General features: G+C 69.4%; 18 protein-coding genes. 6 read left to right on the top strand and 12 right to left on the bottom strand.

Going from position 1 to position 19083, the window contains the following annotated elements; genetic code table 11:
• The first annotated feature begins 5 nt into the window (after positions 1-5).
• Both K5L49_RS15335 and K5L49_RS15330 read left to right on the top strand, forming a co-directional pair.
• Positions 6-800 (top strand): ABC transporter permease, encoded by a 795-nt coding sequence (locus tag K5L49_RS15335; RefSeq protein ID WP_223694059.1) that lies wholly within the window; start codon positions 6-8, stop codon positions 798-800.
• Positions 797-2581 carry a dipeptide ABC transporter ATP-binding protein gene (locus K5L49_RS15330; protein WP_223694057.1) on the top strand — a complete coding sequence of 595 codons (1785 nt, stop codon included), beginning with the start codon at positions 797-799 and terminating at the stop codon, positions 2579-2581. Before K5L49_RS15335 ends, K5L49_RS15330 begins: the two co-directional genes overlap by 4 nt.
• Positions 2582-2597: 16 nt before the next feature.
• Here the strand turns inward: K5L49_RS15330 and K5L49_RS15325 are convergent, their stop codons facing one another.
• On the bottom strand, positions 2598-3413 hold the full coding sequence (locus K5L49_RS15325) for a GntR family transcriptional regulator (RefSeq protein ID WP_223694055.1): 816 nt from the start codon (positions 3411-3413) through the stop codon (positions 2598-2600).
• 218 nt (positions 3414-3631) lie between these two features.
• Between K5L49_RS15325 and nagB the strand changes: the two genes are divergently transcribed.
• Positions 3632-4411, top strand: coding sequence for a glucosamine-6-phosphate deaminase (gene nagB, locus K5L49_RS15320; RefSeq protein WP_223694053.1), 780 nt, complete (start codon positions 3632-3634; stop codon positions 4409-4411).
• A gap of 33 nt (positions 4412-4444) precedes the next feature.
• Here the strand turns inward: nagB and K5L49_RS15315 are convergent, their stop codons facing one another.
• Positions 4445-4975 (bottom strand): hypothetical protein, encoded by a 531-nt coding sequence (locus tag K5L49_RS15315; RefSeq protein WP_223694051.1) that lies wholly within the window; start codon positions 4973-4975, stop codon positions 4445-4447.
• A 46-nt stretch (positions 4976-5021) separates the two neighbouring features.
• Here K5L49_RS15315 and K5L49_RS15310 point away from each other — a divergent pair, with 46 nt between their 5' ends.
• Positions 5022-6728 carry an ABC1 kinase family protein gene (locus K5L49_RS15310; RefSeq protein WP_223694049.1) on the top strand — a complete coding sequence of 569 codons (1707 nt, stop codon included), beginning with the start codon at positions 5022-5024 and terminating at the stop codon, positions 6726-6728.
• A gap of 21 nt (positions 6729-6749) precedes the next feature.
• Here the strand turns inward: K5L49_RS15310 and K5L49_RS15305 are convergent, their stop codons facing one another.
• On the bottom strand, positions 6750-7454 hold the full coding sequence (locus K5L49_RS15305; RefSeq protein ID WP_223694047.1) for an alpha/beta fold hydrolase: 705 nt from the start codon (positions 7452-7454) through the stop codon (positions 6750-6752).
• 77 nt (positions 7455-7531) lie between these two features.
• Between K5L49_RS15305 and K5L49_RS15300 the strand changes: the two genes are divergently transcribed.
• Together K5L49_RS15300 and K5L49_RS15295 are read left to right on the top strand one after the other, a co-directional pair.
• A complete protein-coding gene (locus K5L49_RS15300; protein ID WP_223694045.1) occupies positions 7532-7978 on the top strand; it encodes a Fur family transcriptional regulator in 447 nt (148 codons plus the stop codon).
• A 14-nt stretch (positions 7979-7992) separates the two neighbouring features.
• Positions 7993-9432, top strand: a complete 1440-nt coding sequence (locus K5L49_RS15295) for a catalase (protein WP_223694044.1) — start codon at positions 7993-7995, stop codon at positions 9430-9432.
• A gap of 83 nt (positions 9433-9515) precedes the next feature.
• On the opposite strand, the gene K5L49_RS15290 is transcribed toward K5L49_RS15295, so the two are convergent.
• The 9 genes from K5L49_RS15290 to K5L49_RS15250 all read right to left on the bottom strand — a co-directional run bounded on the left by K5L49_RS15290 (position 9516) and on the right by K5L49_RS15250 (position 18949).
• A complete protein-coding gene (locus K5L49_RS15290; protein ID WP_223694042.1) occupies positions 9516-9875 on the bottom strand; it encodes a hypothetical protein in 360 nt (119 codons plus the stop codon).
• A gap of 34 nt (positions 9876-9909) precedes the next feature.
• Complete coding sequence (locus K5L49_RS15285; protein ID WP_223694040.1) at positions 9910-12153, bottom strand: glycoside hydrolase family 31 protein; 2244 nt, start codon at positions 12151-12153, stop codon at positions 9910-9912.
• On the bottom strand, positions 12150-13364 hold the full coding sequence (locus K5L49_RS15280) for a glycoside hydrolase family 15 protein (RefSeq protein ID WP_223694038.1): 1215 nt from the start codon (positions 13362-13364) through the stop codon (positions 12150-12152). Before K5L49_RS15280 ends, K5L49_RS15285 begins: the two co-directional genes overlap by 4 nt.
• A gap of 64 nt (positions 13365-13428) precedes the next feature.
• Complete coding sequence (locus tag K5L49_RS15275; protein ID WP_223694037.1) at positions 13429-14670, bottom strand: ABC transporter substrate-binding protein; 1242 nt, start codon at positions 14668-14670, stop codon at positions 13429-13431.
• 67 nt (positions 14671-14737) lie between these two features.
• Positions 14738-15553: a carbohydrate ABC transporter permease gene (locus K5L49_RS15270; protein ID WP_223694035.1), complete on the bottom strand. Its 816-nt coding sequence runs from the start codon at positions 15551-15553 to the stop codon at positions 14738-14740.
• Positions 15546-16493: a carbohydrate ABC transporter permease gene (locus K5L49_RS15265; RefSeq protein ID WP_223694034.1), complete on the bottom strand. Its 948-nt coding sequence runs from the start codon at positions 16491-16493 to the stop codon at positions 15546-15548. The genes K5L49_RS15270 and K5L49_RS15265 overlap by 8 nt, the downstream gene beginning before the upstream one ends.
• Positions 16490-17704, bottom strand: a complete 1215-nt coding sequence (locus K5L49_RS15260; RefSeq protein ID WP_223694032.1) for an ROK family transcriptional regulator — start codon at positions 17702-17704, stop codon at positions 16490-16492. The genes K5L49_RS15265 and K5L49_RS15260 overlap by 4 nt, the downstream gene beginning before the upstream one ends.
• 175 nt (positions 17705-17879) lie before the next feature.
• Positions 17880-18806: a Vgb family protein gene (locus tag K5L49_RS15255; RefSeq protein ID WP_223694030.1), complete on the bottom strand. Its 927-nt coding sequence runs from the start codon at positions 18804-18806 to the stop codon at positions 17880-17882.
• On the bottom strand, positions 18803-18949 hold the full coding sequence (locus K5L49_RS15250; RefSeq protein ID WP_223694029.1) for a hypothetical protein: 147 nt from the start codon (positions 18947-18949) through the stop codon (positions 18803-18805). Before K5L49_RS15250 ends, K5L49_RS15255 begins: the two co-directional genes overlap by 4 nt.
• Between the last annotated feature and the right edge of the window lie 134 nt (positions 18950-19083).

The following is a 19083-nucleotide window of genomic DNA, read 5'->3' as shown; positions in this document are numbered from 1 at the left end:
TGATCATGCCGTACAGCACCTCGCAGCCCAGTTGCGGGGTGTTCGACCCTCCGTCGGCTGCTCACTGGCTCGGCTGCGACGACGGCGGCATCGATGTTCTCAGCCTCGTACTGCAGGGCGGTCAGGTGTCGATGTTCGTCGGCTTCACGGCGGCGATCATCTCCATCGTGATCGGCACGATCTTCGGGGTGCTCTCCGGCTACTTCGGCGGCTGGGTCGACACCGTGCTGATGCGGATCACCGACTACTTCATCGTCATCCCGCAGATCGTGCTCATGATCGTCGTCGCCGCGGTGTGGGGGCCGAGCCTCAGCCACGTCATCCTCGTGATCGGCTTCCTGATGTGGACGAGCACCGCCCGCGTCATCCGGGCACAGGTGAAGACGCTGCGCGAGCGCGTCTACGTGCGACGGGCCGAGTCGATCGGAGCCGGACACACTCGCATCATCGTGCGCCACATCCTGCCCCAGCTCGGGCCGCTGCTCATCGCGAACGCGGTGCTGGCGATCACGCTGGCCATCTTCAACGAGACCGCCCTCGCTTTCCTGGGGCTCTCCGACCCCACCGCCGTCACCTGGGGGACGATCATGGAACACGCCTTCGAACGGGATGCGATCAGCACCGGCGCCTGGTGGGCGATCGTTCCCGCCGGCGTCTGCGTCGCCATTCTGATCATGGGCTGCTACCTGGTGGGGAACTCCATCGAGGACGGGCTGAACCCGCGGTTGCGCTCCTCGTACCTCTCGGTCAAGACCTGGCGGATGCGACCGCTCGTCGGCCGCGGAAAGGACGCGCTGTGAACGCCTCGAACGCCCTCGAATTGATCGACCTCAACGTGTGGTTCGACCCGCGAGACGGTCGGGACGGTGACCCCGCCCACACCGTCAAGAACCTGACACTGCGCGTGGCGCCCGGGGAACGCGTCGGCCTCGTCGGCGAGTCCGGTTGCGGAAAGACGACGACGATCCTCGCCGCGATGGGCCTGCTGCCCGCCTCGGCCACGGTGTCCGGCGAGGTGTGGGTCGATGGCCAGAACGTGATCGAGCGCGGCGAGGCGAGCATCCGCCGGCACCGCTGGACCGACATCGCCATGGTGTTCCAGGGGGCGATGAGCGCGTTCAACCCGGTGAAGACGATCGGGTGGCAGATCCGCGAGGCGCTGGAGGTGCACGGGATCGCCCACGGCAAGGCCGCGGTGGCTCGCACCCGCGAACTGCTCTCGCTCGTCGGGCTGCCCGACGGCAGCGACGCCCGCTACCCGCACCAACTCTCCGGCGGCATGAAACAGCGCGCGGTCATCGCGATGGCACTCTCCTGCGAGCCGAAGGTTCTGCTCGCCGACGAGCCGACGACCGCGCTCGACGTCGTCGTACAAGACCAGATCCTACGGCTGCTCGTCCGCCTCTCCGGCGAACTCAACCTGGCTCTGGTGCTCGTGACGCACGACCTCGGCGTCGTCGCCCAGGCCTGCACGCGCGCCGCCGTGATGCGCTCGGGGGAGATCGTGGAGGAGGGGACGGTGGACGATTTGTACCGCCGACCTGCGCATCCATACACCCGACAGCTCTTCGAATCGACGCCGAACCTCTACGACGTCACCCGACCGGACGACGAGGAGCCGGCCGGGGCGAGCCTGCTCGATGTACGCGACCTGCGCGTCGTGTACGGCGACAAGCCGCGACGCAACCGGCGGCACGTCGCACCCGGCGCGATCGACCTGGCGGCGCCCGAGCCGTCGACGACGATGACGCCGACCGAAGGCATCGCCACCGGCCGCGTGCTCGCCGACGATGTGCGGGAGAACGCGATCGTCGCCTCCGACGTGGTCGAGAGCGCCCAAGGCGACGGCGCCGCGGTCGATGGGGTGAGCCTGCACGTCGACGAAGGCGAACTCGTCGCGCTGGTCGGGCAATCCGGATGCGGCAAGACGACGACCCTGCAGACGATCCTCGGCATGCAGCCGGCGAGCTCGGGATCCATCCGCATCGACGGCACCGAGGTCACCGGACTCAGCTCCCGGGCCTGGCGGCCCCTACGCCGCGACATCCAGATGATCTACCAAGACCCGTACGAGGCGCTCGACGGACGGCTGCGCGTCGAAGACACCGTGCTGGAGCCGCTGCTCGTGCACGGCATCGGCGACAGCGCGGCCGACCGCCGCACCCGCGTGGCGGACGCCCTCCGCGATGTCGGCCTCGACCCGGAGGTGTACTCGGGCCGATTCCCCCATGAACTCTCCGGCGGGCAGCGGCAGCGTGTGGCAATCGCGGCCAGCCTCGTGCTGCGCCCCCGGCTGCTCCTGGCCGACGAACCCGTCTCGATGCTCGACGTCTCCGTGCGCACCGGGGTGCTGGAACTCCTGGACCGGCTGCGCCGCGAGCACCGGATGGGCATCCTCATGATCACGCACGACCTGTCGACCGCGGCCGCCTACGCCGACCGCATCATCGTGATGCGCGCCGGCCGCATCGTGGAGCAGGGGGACCCGTGGCAGATCGTGCACGAACCGACCGAGGCCTACACGAGAAAGCTGCTCGCCAGTGTGCCGAGTCCCGACCCGTTGCAGCGTCAGGCCTCCTGAGGGGGAGGGCCGGCGGTCAGTCCGACGACGGGGCCGTCTGCTCCGAGCGGACGGGCTGGGGCGCGCCGAGCGGGCGCACAGACCACGGCCCGCTGTGGTTCGGCTCCACCAGCCGCTGCCGCGAGGTTCCCGACACATAGAACACGAAGTCGTGTGCCGGATACGTCTGCTGGAAGCTGTCGAAGGCCACACCGCCGGCATCCACGCTCACGCCGCGGATGCGCACCACGTTCTCCTTCGCCGTGAGCCGCAGGTGCTCCCGCTCCCAGGAGTTGGGCTGGTCCACCTCGAACGCCTGCTCCACGAAGTCGTCGGTGAAACCGTAGCGTTCGGCAAGGAAGCCGTAGAGCGAGTCGCCGTCGGCGAGCCGGCTCTCGTCGAGCGAAGGCACCAGGCTGAGCGGCAGCACCGCCTTCTCCAGCACTTTGGGCGTGCTCCCGAGTCGGCGCAGCCGGCAGATCTCCCACACAGGCTGGCCGGCGTCGATGCCGAGCGCCGCGGCATGCTTGGCGCTCGGGATGCCGACGAGCATGCTCATCAGCTCGGTGTCGAGCGCAACCTCGCCCGCCTGTCCTTTGAGCGTCTCCAGCAGGGCACCGGGGCGCGACGGCTCGCTGACGAGCCGCTGCGGCGCCACGAAGGTTCCGACACCTTGGTGGCGCACGATCTTGCCGCTGTGTGCGAGCTCGTCGAGCGCCCGGCGCACCGAGATCACGCTCACGCCGGCGAGTTCGGCGAGTTCGGCGGTGCTCGGCAGCTGATCGCCCTCGCTCAGCCCCTGCTCTTCGATGAGGCTGACCACGAGATCGTAGACGTACTGATAGCGGAGCACCCGCTGGGGGCCGCCTTTTCGCGCGGCACTCCTCGAGTGTGCGGGTGCGGCCACGAGTCCTCCGGTCTCCGCTGTCGGCCCCCGGCCGATCGGCTTATCTCGTCTCTCACACCGACCGGTGTGCGAGACCTCTTCAGGGTAGCGAACAGCACTCCTGCCGCACAGCAGCGCCGCCCGTTCCAGCCTGTCATACATCGTCATACAAGGAATGAGAAGCAATGGAAGTCATCATCGTACCCGGTCCGAACGACGTGGCGGTGCTCGCCGCCGACATCGTCGCGCGGCTCATTCAGCAGCGCCCGGATGCGGTGCTCGGCCTGGCCACCGGCTCCAGCCCCCTCGGCCTCTACGCCGAGCTCGCCCGTCGCGCCGCGACGACCCTCGACACGACACGCGTGAGCGGCTTCGCGCTCGACGAATATGTGGGACTCGACCCCGCGCATCCGCAGAGCTACGCCAGCGTGATCCGCACCCAGGTCACCGAACCGCTCGGACTCGACCCCGCCAGGGTGCAGGTTCCGCCGGGCGACGCCACCGACCTCGAACGCTCCTGCGCGGAGTTCGAGCAGGCCATCCGCGAGGCGGGCGGGGTCGACCTGCAGATCCTCGGCCTCGGCGGCAACGGTCACATCGGCTTCAACGAACCGACCTCGTCGTTCTCCTCCCGCACACGCATCAAGACGCTCGCCCCGGCCACGCGCCGCGACAATGCGCGCTTCTTCCCCGCTCCGGACGACGTGCCCACCCACTGCGTCACCCAGGGCCTCGGCACCATCATGGATGCCACGACGGTGCTTCTCCTCGCCGCCGGCCCGGCCAAAGCCGATGCTCTGGCCAAGGCCGTCGAGGGCCCGGTCGCGGCCCTGTGCCCCGCCTCGATCCTGCAGCACCACCGGCGGGCGATCGTGCTCGTCGATGAGGAGGCCGCGGCCGGGCTCGCTCTCGCCGACTACTACCGCTACGCCTACGCGAACAAACCGGAATGGCAGCGCTCGTAGCGTCCCTCCCCCTGAGCGGTCGCGGCGGGAACGCTAGCGCCGCAGAACGGAGGGGCGCGGAAGCCCCAGCTCCTCGATGAGGTCGCCCAGCATTCGGTCGAGCTCTCGGCCGGTCTGCAGGATCTTGTTGTTCCCGAAGCTGCTGAGGAGCGAACTGGGCTGATCGACGGCGAGCACGCTCTTCCCGTCCCGATCGGCATGCAATTCGATCCGCAGCGGTGAGTAGAGCATGGTCCCCGGGTCGTGACGGAACATCCGCGCGGTTGTCGCGTAGTCGCCGATCAGATAGCTCACGCTCATCCGGTCGGCGCCCCCGGCACGCATGACCGCGCTCGGGTCATGCCGCCAGAACGAGCCGAAGCTGTGCACGCCCGCGCCACCCGAGGCCCGCGCGAACCGCTGCCAGGGCGCGCCTTCGGCCACCAGACGACGGAAGAGCTCCTCGTCGATCGGCGGCACCTCCGCTTCGAACGCCTGCCGGAGCCGGGCGAACGGGATCTCGGCCACGATCTCGATCCGGATGCCGGAGACCGGCACGATCGTCTCCACCGCCTGAATGCTCATCGACTCCTTTCTAGTCGGTCCCAGCCGCTCCCCGTAACGTGGAGGCATGACCGGCGTTCGAGGTGTCTCCCGTCCGAAGCTCGACGACGCCACGCGGGAGCACGCCGATGCGGGAACACTGCGCTCCCGAGGCCGACGCTTCGCCGACCTGGTGCGCATCGCGCGCCGACACGGCCTGCTGCCCCTTCGTCGCCTCGACTTCTCGACCGACCCCGAGACCTCCCGGCTGCGTTCAACGCAGGCCGAAGGAATGCGTCTGGCCCTTGAGGAGGCCGGCGGAGCGTTCGTGAAGATGGGCCAGCTGCTGTCCACCCGAGACGACCTGCTCCCCGCCGAGTGGGCGACCGCCCTCTCGCATCTGCAGAAGAACGTCGCCCCCGCGGAGTGGAACGCGGTCGAGGCCCTCGTGGAGAGCGAACTCGGTGCACCGCTCACCGATATCTTCACCGAGTTCGACCCCGTCCCGGTTGCGGCCGCCTCCATCGCCCAGGTGCACCGCGCGCGCCTCCTCGACGGCACCATCGTCGCCGTCAAGGTGCAGCGCCCCGGGATCGAACCCGAGGTGCGCCGCGATGTCGACATCGCATTGCGGGCGACGAAGACGATGGCGCGGGTGTCGGCGCAGGCCCGCCGCCTCGGCATCGAGAACGTCGCCGAACAGTATGCGGCCGACCTCGTCCGGCAGGTCGACTTCCGGTTGGAGGCGACGAACCTCGCCGCCCTGCGCGCGAGACAGGCTGAGAGCCGACGGGCATCCGAAGTGCGACTGCCGAACCTGTTCGACGAGCTCTCGACGCGTCGCGTGATCGTCATGGAATTCCTCGAGGGCGAGACCCTCAGCGCGGTCAAACTCAGCGCGGCCCAGCCGATCGACCTCGCCGACACGATGCGGGCGGTACTGCGCGCCTTCCTCCGCCAGGTCGTCTTCGACGGGGTCTACCACGCTGATCTGCACCCCGGCAACATCATGCTGTCGACCGACGGCCGGCCCGCCCTCGTCGACTTCGGTTCCGTCGGGCGTCTCGACCGGGGCCTGCGCGAGACCGTGCAGGACCTCCTCATCGCCTACCTGCAATCGGACACCCGACGGGTGGCCGACGGCGTGCTGACCATGACCCCGCTGCCCGACGGAGCCGACGAGGAGGCCTTCCGTCGCGACCTCACCGCCTTCGTGACCTACGAGCTCGGCCCCGGGGCGCGTATCGGCATCGGCACCGTGGATGCGGCGGTCGACGTCTTCGCGCGCCACGGCATGGCCGTGCCGCCGGAGTTCATCGCGGCCGGTCGGGCGTTCGCGATCCTCGAGGGCACGGTGCGCACCGTGCTCCCCGACTTCGACCTGCTGGAGGAGGCGCGCTCGCTCGCCACCCAGCAGCTCGGCGACCAGTTGACGCCGGCGAACATCAGAAGCCTGGCCACGCGCGAGGTGCTCTCGGTGCTCCCCGGACTGCGCAGGCTACCGCGACGAGTCGACCGGATCGCGCACGCCCTCGAGTCGGGCACGCTCAACGTCAATGTGCGCCTGCTCGCCGACCGGCGCGACCGGCGGCTGCTTCTCGGAGTGGTGCGCCAGGTGCTACTCGCGGTCGTCGGCGTGGCCGCCGGCGTCATGGCGCTCGTATACCTGGCCGCGGCGCCGGTCACCGGCGCCGCACTCAGCACCGGGGCGGCCGGCTGGATCCTCGCCGGAACGTCCCTGGCACTGCTCGCGGCCGCGGCCATCGACGCCCTGATCGCCCGCCGGCGCGGGTGACCCAGCGCAGGTGGCCCGGCGCTATTGCCGCGCGGACACCGCCCCGGCGAGCGCGTCGGCGAGTTCGTCCGGCCGAGTGAACTGCGGCCAGTGCCCTGTCGGCAGGTCGATGTAGTCGACCGATCGGATCTTCGTGAGCTCGGCGACGTAGGGATGCCCGTCGCGGCCCAGCTCCCGGAGCTGCGCGGCCGGGAACTCGCAGCTCACGATCGTCACCGGAACCTCATACCGGCGGGGGTCGCTGAGCCGTTGCCGGCCCGTCGCGACGCCTCGCGGCGTGGGGATGGCCCGGGCGCGGAATCGCTCGCGCAGCTCTTCGTCGAGGTCGGTGAGGTCGGCGTCGTCGAAGTCGTCCCAGTCGAACAGGTCGACATCGCCGCCCTCGGGGTCGAGCTCGCCGAGAACGGCGGCGCCGTCGCCGAGCGGCACCGCATCCACGTAGATCGCGCGCGCCACCCGGTCGGGCCGCGCATCGACCGCCGCATGAACCGGGCCGGCACCACCCGAGTGGCCGACGAGCACGACGTCTCCCCCGGCCTCGTCGATCGCGGCGACGACGGCATCGACGTGATCCTGCAGGGTGATGTGACCGCGTTCGGCGGCGAGCGACTGCATACCGGGAAGAGTCATCGCGCGCACACGGTGGCCGTCGGCCACGAGCCGCGGGATCACTCCCGACCACGACGAACCGTCCAACCAGAAACCGGGAACCAGGATGATGTCCATGCGGAAGACGCTAGGTCACCCCTCCGACACCGACCCCCTTTTTTTGAATGATTCAAAACAGCGACTAGGCTCGGGGGATGGACACGGCACACCTCGAGAACGGTCTCCGCGCCGCGGGGCTGCGCGTCACCTCCGGTCGCCTCGCCGTGCTCGGCGCCCTCGCCGAACGCCCGCACACGGATGCCGAGACGGTGTTCCGTGCGGTGCTCGCTGAGCTGCCGGGCACCTCGATCCAGAGCGTGCACAACGTGCTGGGCGATCTGGCGACCGCAGGACTCGTGCGACGCATCGAGCCGGCCGGCTCGCCCGCGCTCTACGAACGGCGCATCGGCGACAACCACCATCACGTGGTCTGCACGTCGTGCGGGGCCGTCGCCGACGTCGACTGCGTCGTGGGGCACACACCGTGCCTCACACCGTCCGACGCCTCCGGGTTCGCGGTGTCGACCGCCGAGGTGACGTTCTGGGGGCTGTGCCCGTCCTGCCAACAGCGTGCGGCGGAGGTTTCGCCGCACGCCGAGTAACACGAAGGAGAACCATGTCGGAGAACTACACGACCACCCAGACCGGAACACCGGTCGCCAGCGACGCGCACTCGCTGACCGCCGGACCGGACGGGGCCGTCGCCCTGCACGACCGCTACCTGGTGGAGAAGCTCGCGCAGTTCAACCGCGAGCGCATCCCGGAGCGGATCGTGCACGCGAAGGGCGGTGGGGCGTTCGGCGAGTTCGTCGTCACCGGCGATGTGAGCGCCTACACGAAGGCGGCCGTGTTCCAGCCCGGCACGACCACCGAGACCGTGCAGCGGTTCTCCTCGGTCGCCGGGGAGCAGGGCTCCCCCGACACTTGGCGCGACGTGCGCGGATTCTCGGTGAAGTTCTACACCACCGAAGGCAACTACGACATCGTCGGCAACAACACCCCGGTGTTCTTCATCCGAGACGGCATCAAGTTCCCCGACTTCATCCACTCACAGAAGCGCCTGCCCGGCTCCGGCCTGCGCGACGCCGACATGCAGTGGGACTTCTGGACCCTCTCCCCCGAATCGGCCCACCAGGTCACCTACCTGATGGGCGACCGCGGCATCCCCCGCTCCTGGCGACACATGCCGGGCTACGGCTCGCACACCTACCAGTGGATCAACGAGGCCGGCGAACGGTTCTGGGTCAAGTACCACTTCCACGCCCTGCAGGGCAATGCCGAGCTGGAGGGTGCCGAGGCCGAAGCCATCGCCGGCGCCGACGCCGACTACTACCGACGCGACCTCTATGAGGCCATCGCCCGAGGGGACCACCCGTCGTGGAAGGTCTCCGTGCAGATCATGCCCTACGACGACGCCAAGACCTACCGGTTCAACCCGTTCGACCTGACGAAGGTCTGGCCGCACGCCGACTATCCACTCATCGAGCTCGGACGCCACACGCTCAACCGCAACCCGGAGAACTTCTTCGCCCAGATCGAGCAGGCTGCATTCTCGCCGGCCAACACTGTGCCCGGCATCGACATCAGTCCCGACAAGATGCTGATGGCCCGCGTGTTCTCCTACCCCGACGCCCAGCGGTACCGCATCGGCGCGAACTACGCCGAGATCCCGGTGAACGCCCCGGTCGTCCCCGTGCACAACTATTCGCAGGATGGCGCCGGCCGTCACGGCTTCACCCCAGCGGATGCGCCGGTCTACGCCCCCAACTCGACCGGCGGCCCTGTGGCCGACGAGACGCGCGCCGGTGTCGGGGGCTGGGAGTCAGATGGGTCGCTGCAGCGTGCGGCCGCCACCCTCCGCACGGACGACGACGACTTCGGGCAGGCCGGAACCCTTTACCGCGACGTCTACGACGACGCAGCGAAGGACCGCTTCCTCGCCACGATCACCGGCGCCGTCGGCCGGGTGCAGACACCCGAGATCCGCGAGCGCGCCATCCAGTACTGGACCAACGTCGACCCCGACCTCGGCGCCGCCCTCCGCGCCGCCCTCTAACCGACTGAGGGGCGGCAGAAGCACCGAGAACCGACGGTTTCGGGAGCTTCTGCCGCCCCTCAATGGTGTCAGCGTCGAAGGCTTCAGCGCTTGGGATGCGTCCAGTGCTCGCGCAGGAAGAGACGGCCGAGGCGCGCCGAGAGCTCCGTCCCGGTGAGCTGCTCCGGGTCGGCCGACAGCACCTCCTCGCCCTGCGGTCTCGGCAGGTCGGCCGCGGTGTCGTCGGTGAGCGTCGTCTGCACGGCACCGGTCGTGATCCGCTGCACCAGGTCGGCGTCCACGAATCGCAACCCGGCGGCGGTCGACACGGCGATCCCGTCGAACAGGTCGAGCGACGGATCGTGCAGTACATGTTCGACCCGGCCGATCTCGGTGCCGTCCGCCGTGACGACGGGGACACCCTTCTGGAGGGCCGTGTACGCGATCGGAGTCTCCTCAGTCATGCGCACACCATAACCCTTCCCGCTCTCCGCACCCTCAGTCTCGGAAGAGGCCGAGAAGAGACTCCGCGGCGGCCGGCCGCAGGAACACCGGTATGCGGTCGAGCGGGGTCTCGACCGTGAGCGTCGCGCCGCCCTCGTGACGCCCTCCCGTCCAGGCGTCGACCCACTCGCCGGCGGGGAGGTACACCGGCCAGGTGGCGGCGCCTGGCTCGAGCACGGGGGCGACCAGGATGTCGTCGCCGAGCATCCACTGCGGCTGCGTCGACCATACGGCCGGGTCGTCCGGGTGGTCGAAGTAGAGCGGCCTCATCAGTGGGCGCGCCGTGGCGACGGTGAGCGCGGCTTGCGCCGAGAGGTAGGGCACCAGCTTCTCCCGCAGCTGAGCGAACCGGCGGAAGATCGGGATCACCGTCTCGTCGCCCGACCGTTCGGCGATGTTCCACGGCGTGCGATCGTGTGAGGGGGTGCGGTGGTGGTTGAACTCCGAGTGGTACTGCATGATCGGCACGAATGTGGCGGCCGCGGCCGAACGCAGGTACAGCTCGGCGGTGGGGACATCGCCCGAGAAGCCGGCGAGATCCCAACCCCAGTAGACGATGCCGCTCGCGGCCGCCGAGAGCCCGGCGAGCATCGACCAGCGGAAGGCCTCCCAGGTCGAGTTCTCGTCGCCGGCCCAGAACGCACCCTGGGCCTGCGAACCGGTGAATCCGGCACGGCTGAAGGTCACGGGAGCCTTGCCCGCCGAGCGGAGCAGCTCTCCGTACGCGGCCGCATACGCCACGGGGAATGTGTTGTTCTTCTCGTCGCCCCGCCGGCCGTCGAGGTACACGAGGTCGCCGCCCCAGGCGTGTTCGCCGCCGTCGGTCTTGAAGCCGTCGATGCCGACCTCCTCCACGAGGTAGCGGCGTTTGTCGGTCCACCAGCGGGCGGCTCGCACGTCGGTGAGGTCGGGCATCAACCCGAGCGGGAACCACCAGCCGCGGTTGCGGTACGGCCGCAGGCTCCCTTCCGGCGCGATCTCGCGGATCAGCACGTTCTCGCGGATGGCCGCCTCGGCATCCGCCGCAACCTGGTCGCGCGGATGCGGCCGCATCTTGATGAGCGGGATCTGCCACAGGTGCACGCGGATGTCGCGGGCGTGCAGCTCGTCGACCATCCCACGCGGGTCCGGCCAGGCCCCCTGCTCGGGGAACTCGAAGTCGGCCAGCCGGTGAGGCCCGCCATCGGCGGTGACCGCGGCCCGCGCGTCGCGGAAGGCGGTGAACGTGCTCTCGTCGCTCCAGGCCTCGATCACGACCGATCCGACCGGTATGTCGTGCTCCCGGTGCAGCTCCGCCTGCCGCAGCACCTCGGCCTGCGTGTTCCACTCGTTGCCGCTCGCCCAGAGCCGGAACACCCAGTCGGGCAGTTCGGTCGGCTCGGCCGTCTCGGCGAGGAAGCTCCGCAGCACGGCGGTCGGCTCCCCGTCATAGAAGGCGACCGCGAGCGCCTCGGGCTCTGTGGCCTCGCCGTCGAGTTCGGCCTCCACGGCGAGGGTGCCACTGTCGGTCGCCCCGACGTCGAACCACACCCGCCGCGAGGTCCGCACGTGGAATCCCCAGCCGTCGCCGCCGACGACATGGGCGAACGGCATCGGCAGGTACGTCTTGCGTTCGGCTCCCTGGTTCTTGTACTGCTCGAACACCACAGAGTCGAGTTCGGCGCCCCGGTGGTCGAGCGCGTCGAACCGTTCGCCGAATCCGGTCACATGCTCGCCGTCGCGCAGGGGCAACGCGAACCGGATGCGCAGCGCTCGCACCCCGTCGTGCAGCACCGACACCGAACCCGGAAGCACCCGGGAGGCGCCCGCCGTGGCGAGCGCCGCATCCCCCGCCCGCCATTCGGCGGCACGGAACTCGAACCAGCGCGTGCGTTCGGTGCGACCGCCCTCGTGCGCCGCAGTGAAGCGGTAACGGTAGCGACCGCCGAACCGGAGCTCCGGAGTGGCCACCTGCCACCCGCCGACCGCGCGTGCGAGGCGTGCCTGGGCCGAGGCGAGGTGCCCGCCGTCTTCGGTGCGTCCGCGCGAGGAGGTGGCGACGCGCTCCAGCGCGAGGCTCTCGGTCTGTTCGGCGCCGTCGTCGGCCTGCCAGACGAACTCGCAGACGACCGCGGTCACGGTTCCGCTCGCCCGCACGCCCAGCTGAGCTGTCGAAGCGGCCTCGGGGAGCACCGGCCAGCGCTGCTCGGTGTCGACGGAGTACGGGTGGCCGGAGCCGGAGGGCCGGTGTCGGATCATCGGGTGGGTCCTTCCAGGGTGGGTCGGGGAAGCAGTGGGGGTCGGGATGCGGTCGGTGCGCACGGCACGAGCGGCTCGACGACGCCGAGCTCGACGGCGAGGCGGATGAGCATGGCATGGCTCCAGAGCAGCGGTGTCGCCACCGGGCCCCAGCGCTCCACCCACTCCTCGCGCATCCCCGGAGCGATCAGGTGCCGGCCCACCTGCTCGGGCAGGTCGAGCCGGTCGGTGGCCGTCGATGCGGCCCAGGCGAGCAGTTCGCCCGCGCGGGAGGTCTCCCCGGCGGCCGCGTTCGCCAGACCGAGGAAGCAGCTGAGCAGCGGCCACTGTCCACCGCCGAAGAAGGTGTCGCCGAGGTAGCGGTGCACGCCGCCGTCGACGGTGAGTTGACGCTCCAGCGCGTCGAGCGTTCCGGCGGCCAACGGCGAGAGCGGGTCGACCACACCGAGCGGCGCGATCGCCGAAGCGAGACTGCCGTCGACCGTGCCGACGTCGAGCCACTTGGCGAGGTGCCCCTCGCGCACACCCCGGTCGGCGATGACATCGGCGATCGCAACGGATGCCGCGGCCGCCGCATCCGCCCGTGCACCCGTGACGAACCCGCCGCGGGTCGCCGCATCGAGTCCGGCGGCGATGCAGGCGAGCGTGGAGACGTGCACGGCCTCGCTGTGCTCCTCCCACCAGTCGTAGCAGGGGCGGCTCCACGAGGCGATGAGGTAGTCGACCGTCAGCTCGACGGCGTCGCGCCAGCGCTCGCTGTCCACGCCGTGACGGTCCCGGTGCTCTCCGAGCGCCCAGAGCCAGGTGCCGTAGCCGTCGAGCTGGAAGTCCCACCACTCGTCCGTGCCGTCCTCGCCGGCGAAGGTGAACCGCGCCGGCAGCATCCGCTCGCCCGAGGGCGGCCGACCGGCGCGGGTCTCCGCGACGATCCACCGGATGTGCTCGGCACGGTCGGTCAGCACGCGTGCGCACCAGTCGAAGAACGCCGACGCCGACCGTTCGTCGCCGTAGGCCGAGACGGCATCGGCGATGAACGATCCGTCGCGGAACCAGCAGTAGCCGGCATAGGCGGAGAAGTCGGGGCTGGCGGGGTAGGCGCCTTCCGAGGTCTGCTGCGCCACGATGAGCGAGTAGCCGGCCCCGACGAGTCGGGGGATGCCGGCGAGGGTCGCCGGGGCGGCCGGCGCAGCGGGGTGGAGGGTGGAGGGCACAGCGGCCTTTCTTGATGGGTCCGTGGCCCGGCCGTCGGGCCGGGCCACAGAGACGGTCGCCCGGCTACTTGAGCAGGGCGTCGACCTGCTTGGCGGTCGCGGGGATCGTGTCGGCCGTCTTGGCGCGGCCGGCCGCGATCTCACCGAGCGCGTTCGTCACGTCGTCCTGGATCTTCTGCGAGTTGGTCCCGAGGTTCGGCGCGGTCGCGATGTGCTCGAGGGAGTCGAACACGGCCTTGCGGTTGTCGGGGGTTCCGGCGGTGAGGTACGGCTTCAGCAGCGACTCGTCCGAGATCGCGGGGAGCTCCCAGCCGGCCTTGAGGCGCACATCCACCATCGTCTTCGAGCTGGACAGGTAGGTCGCGAACTTCTGCGCGGCCTCCTTGTGCTTGGAGTCGTTGGAAACGGCGACCGCGTTGGAGAACGTGGCGCTCGCCTTCTGCGTGTCACCCGGCTCGACCGCCACATCCCAGCCGAACGGCAGTGTTCCAAGGGTGCTGAACATCCAGATGCCGGTGTGCCACATCGCGAGCTTGCCCGCCTTGAACAGGTTCGCGTCGAAATCGGGGGTGCCCGCACCGTCGGCGGCCGACGGCATGGTCACTCCGCTCTTGCCCGCCAGCCAATCGGCGGCCGTCGTGCCCGCCGTGGAGTCGAAGGCGGTCTTCTTGCCGTCCTCCGTCAGGAACGAGCCGCCGGCCTGCTGCACCGTCTTGTAGTACTCGTTGTAGGTGATCGGCTGGTAGTCGCCCCAGACACCGGCGCCCTTGTCGGTCAGCTTCTTCGCCGCGGCCTCCTCATCGGCCCAGGTCCAGGAGTCTGTCGGGTAGGAGACGCCGGCCTTGTCGAAGAGCGCCTTGTTGTAGAAGAGCACGACGTTCGAGAACGAGGTCGGCAGACCGTACTGCTTGCCGTCGGTCTTGTACGTGTCGAGCACCGACGTGCGGTACGCCTGAGCGTCGACGCCGTCGAGCGGTGCCAGCACGCCGTCAGCCTGCAGGTTGCCGTAGCTGCCGAGATCGACATCGAAGACGTCGGACTGCGTTCCGGCCGAGAGGTCGGTCTGCAGCTTGGTGAAGTAGTTGGCGTAGTCGGTCGTCGACACCTTGACCGTGATGTCGGGGTTGGCCTTCTGGAACGCGTCGACGATAGTGGTGAGGTTCTTCTCGTTCCCCCCGTTCGAGATGAAGTTCGAATAGGTGATGGTGGTCTTGCCGCCGTCCGAGCCACCGGATGCACTGCATCCGGTGAGCCCGACGGCCGCGAGGCTCGCGACCGCAAGCGTCGCGACGAGTGCTTTCTTCATGGACTTCTCTCTTTCTGATGGCCGTCATTGGCCTTCGGTGCGGTGTGGTGCTGTGGGGAGGGCCGGGCTATTTGAGCCCGGTGCCGGCGACGCCCTGAACGATGTATTTCTGGGCGAAGACGTAGAGCGCGAACATCGGGATGATGCTGACGACCGAACCGGCCATGAGCACGTCCCATTGGGTGGAGTACTGCCCTTGCAGACTGGAGAGGGCCACCGGCAGGGTCTGCATCAGCGGATCCCGCAGGATGATCAGGGGCCAGAGGAAGCTGTTCCAGGTGTTCAGGAAGCCGAACACGGCGAGCGTGGCGAGCGCAGGACGCACGAGCGGAAGCACGATCTGAAAGAACACCCGGAAGTGCCCGGCGCCGTCGAGCGTGGCCGCCTGGTCGAGTTCGTAGGGCACGGTGCTGATCGCCTGCCGCAGCAGGAACACGCCGAAGGCGGAGGCGACGGTCGGCAGGATGGCGCCGGCGTAGGTGTTGATCAGCCCGAGCGACTTCATCTCCACGAACAGCGGGACGATCAGCACCTGGAACGGGATCATCATCGTGGCCAGGTAGAGCACGAAGATGGCGCCGCGACCGCGGAACGGCATGCGGGCGAACACGTACGCCGCCATCGAACTCGTGACCAGCTGGAACAGGGTGCTCACCACCGCGATCAGCAGGCTGTTGAGGATGACCTGCCCGAACGGCACCCGCTCGAACAGTTCGATGTATGGCGCGAACGACGGGTTGTCCGGAATGAGCTTGGGCGTGCTGGTGAGGCTGGCGCCGGGGCTGATCGAGGTGACGATCGTCCAGACGAACGGGAACACCATGATGAGCGCGCCGAGGATCACGGCGACGTAGAGCGAGACCTTCGCGACCGGGTTACGCATAGTTCACCCACTTCTTCTGCCCGAGGAACTGGATGAGAGTCACGAGGAGGATCACGAGGAACAGCAGCCAGGAGAGAGCCGAGGCCATGCCCGCCTGCCCGTAGCGGAAGGTCAGGTCGTAGACCTCCTGCACCACAACTCTGCTCGAGTTGTTCGGGCCTCCCGCCGTCATCACGTAGACCTGGTCGAACACCTGGAACCCGTTGATCAGCGAGAGGACGATCACGAAGAATGTGGAGGGAGAGAGCATCGGGAGGGTGATGCTGCGAAGCCGGCGCCACCACCCGGCGCCATCGATCTCGGCCGCCTCATAGAGGTCGGGGTTGATCGTCTGCAGGCCCGCGAGCAGGATCACCATGACGAAGCCGAGGTCTTTCCAGGCCGAGGCGAGGATGATCGAGGGCATCGACCAGGCCGGGTCGGTCCACCAGCCGGGGCCGGTGATCCCGACGAGCGACAACGCCCAATTGACGATTCCGACGCTCGGGTTCAGCAGCCAGCGCCAGACCAGCGCGACGACGACCCAGCTGGTGACGACGGGGAGGAAGTACACCCCGCGCAGGAACGCGCGCCCTTTGATCCTGCTGTTCAGCGCGAGCGCCAGCGCCAGGCCCCCGAAGTAGACGAGCGGAAGATAGCCGACGATGTAGTAGAGCGTGTGCAGGAACGCCTGCTGCGTTCCCGGATCGGTCAGCAGGTTCGCATAGTTGTCGAACCCGACCCATTTCATCGGGCCGATGAGATTCCAGGAGTGGAAGCTCGTCCAGGCCGCCGCGATCATCGGCCCGATCGTGAACGCGAGCAACGGGATGAGGCTCGGCAGCAGGAAGACCGCCACGATGAGGAGGTAGCCGAGTCGCTGCCTGCGCGACTTGCGCCGCGCGGGGCGGGCGGAAGCGCCGACCGTGGTGGCCGCCGGCCGCGCGCCGGAGATCGTCACGACCGCACCCCCGCGCTCGACACGAGACGCTCCCGCATCAGGCGTCCCTGCTCCCCGGCCACGCCGTCGGAGTCGAACGGGGTGGCGAGTACGAGCGCTGCCGCACCCTGCGCCCAGCGGTCGTCCTGCCAGGTCTCCACGGCCACCTCGACGCCGCGCTTGCCGGGAACGAGGGCGGCGCGCAGCGCGGGCTCGAACGACGGCGACCAGTGCTCCCAGGCTTCGACGCCTTCCCCGAGCACGACCACGAGTTCGGGGTCGAGCACATTGACGACGCCGGCCAGCGTTCGGCCGAGCAGTCGCCCCGCCTCGGCGAAGATGATCTTCGCCCTCTCGTCGCCGGCGCTCGCGGCCGCTCGCACATCGCCGATTCCGGACCCTGGCGCGACGACTCCCCGGTCGACCGCTGACGCGATCAGGGCACTCTCTCCCACGTAGGCCTCGAGGCATCCGTGGTTTCCGCACTGGCACAGCGGTCCGTCTTCGCCGACAGGGATGTGCCCGACATCGCCGGCACCCCCCGCACGGCCTCGCAGGATGGAGCCGCCCGACACGATGCCGGCCCCGACGCCGGTTCCGATGGTGACGACGAGGAAGTCGGTGCAGCTGCGGCCCTGCCCGAAGAGGCGTTCGGCCACGCTCAGAGCGTTCACGTTGTTCTCGACGACGACGGGCAGGTCGAGCGCCCGACGCAGCGAGGCGCCGAGCGGCACCTGGTTCCACCGCAGTTGCGTCGAGTCGACCACGCCGATCCCCTGCTCATCGACGGTTCCGGGGATGCCGACGCCGATGCCGAGCAGACGGGCGCCGTCGCCCGCCTCGATGAACCCCCGGGCCAGCTCGATGAGCGCCGACGTCGCGAGCGGCGACAGTGCGTCGAACGGTTCAGTGGCGGAACGGAGCACCTCCCCGTCGATGCCCACCTCCACGAAGGCCACGTGGTCGGCCACGACCTTGACGCCGATGGCGCGGGCGGTGCGTGAGACCACGCCGAGCATCCGGGCCGGGCGGCCACCGCTCTGGGTGGTGGAGTGCTCCAGCTCTTCGATGAGGCCCTCGGCGAGGAGGTCGCGGGTCAGCTGGGTGACAAGGGCCGGCGAGACGCCGAGCATCCGTGCCAGATCGGCTCGTGAGGCCGGGCCTTGGCCACCGAGGTGCGCCAGAATCGCGGTGCGATTGACATCGGTGCGTGAGGTTGACGTGAGCGCCATTGCATCCCTTTGTTCAGAACTAAATAAACCATAAAAGATAACCCTGAACACGTCAAGCCCACATCCCCGCCCCCTCAACGGAGTGTGGGGCAGACGGGGTAAGGAGCAGATGAAGAACTTCCGAGGCGGAAGCCCGCGCCACCGATGGGCACGTCTTCGATCGGATCGGTGTTCCTCAGGCCCGAATGCCGACCGACTCCGGCGAGGGTTCGGGGAGGAGGGCGGCCAGGGCGCCGGACTCGAGGGCGGTCCAGACGGCGCCGTCGTCGCCGACGACGAGTCCGTGCGGTTCGCTCTCGGCCGTCGGCAAGTCGAAGAACGAGAGCTCGCCGTCGTCGGTCGTGTGCGCGAGCTGACCCGTGCCCCAGAGCGAGACCCAGACACCACCGCGCGGGTCTGCCGCCACGGCGTGCGGCTTCGCCCCCGCGGGCAGGGGGAACTCGGTGAGGGTGCCGTTCCGGGCAATGCGGCCGAGCGTATCCGCCAGAATCTCCGCCACCCAGACGGCGCCGTTCTCGGCCACGGCGATACCGACCGGACCGGACGGGATGCGCGGCAGCTCGGTGAACGCGATCGCCGCATCCCCTCCCCGCACATGGCCGACGGCATTGCCCCCGTTCATCGTGAACCACAGGCTGTCGCCCGACGCCGCGATCATCGACACGACCGCGCCGTCGCGGCCGACGGGGAACTCCTCGACGCGACCCAGGATGTCGATGCGGCCGAGCGCATCCGCTCCCAGTTCGGTGAACCAGGCCGTGCCATCGTCGAGCGAGACCACGCCGAACGGCTGCGCGCCCGGCGTCGGCACCGCGACGGCGCCCACGAGCACGACCCCACCCCGCTCCACACCGAGGTGCACGAGCCGGTTGCCGGTCGTGTCGGTCACCCACACGGTGCTGTCGGTCGCGGCCGCCAGCAGCGACGGTTGCGACCCCTCCCCCAGCGAGAGATAGGCGAGCGAGCCGTCCGGGCCACGCCGGCCGACCCGGCCACCGTGCACGAGGGTGAACCACAGCGCCCCGTCTCGGGTGACGGCCACCGCGTACGGCCCCTCGCCCGCCTCGCCGACGGGATGCTCGACGAACGTCCGCGCGCTCACAGCGCCACCGCCGCCTCGCTGCGCTCATCGCGCTCGCCGTGCTCGCCGCGCTCGCCGTGCTCGCCGCGCTCGCCGTGCTCGCCGCGCTCGCCGCGCTCATCCGCGAGCACGCGCACGACCGTCACCTCGATCGTCTCTGCCATGCTCCCAGCCTATTCCGGGCCGCCCTGCACCACGGCGGACTGCCCACCCCAGCACCTGAATTCAGGCCAAACCAACCAACCGCGACCGCCGGCTCCTGAATTCAGGAGCCGGCGGTCGCCGGCGACGCCATCCT

It is taken from the genome of Leifsonia poae (assembly GCF_020009625.1).
GTDB lineage: Bacteria > Actinomycetota > Actinomycetes > Actinomycetales > Microbacteriaceae > Leifsonia > Leifsonia poae_A.
Note: the sequence above shows the minus strand (reverse complement) of the source record. Positions and strands in the feature narration are given on the sequence as shown.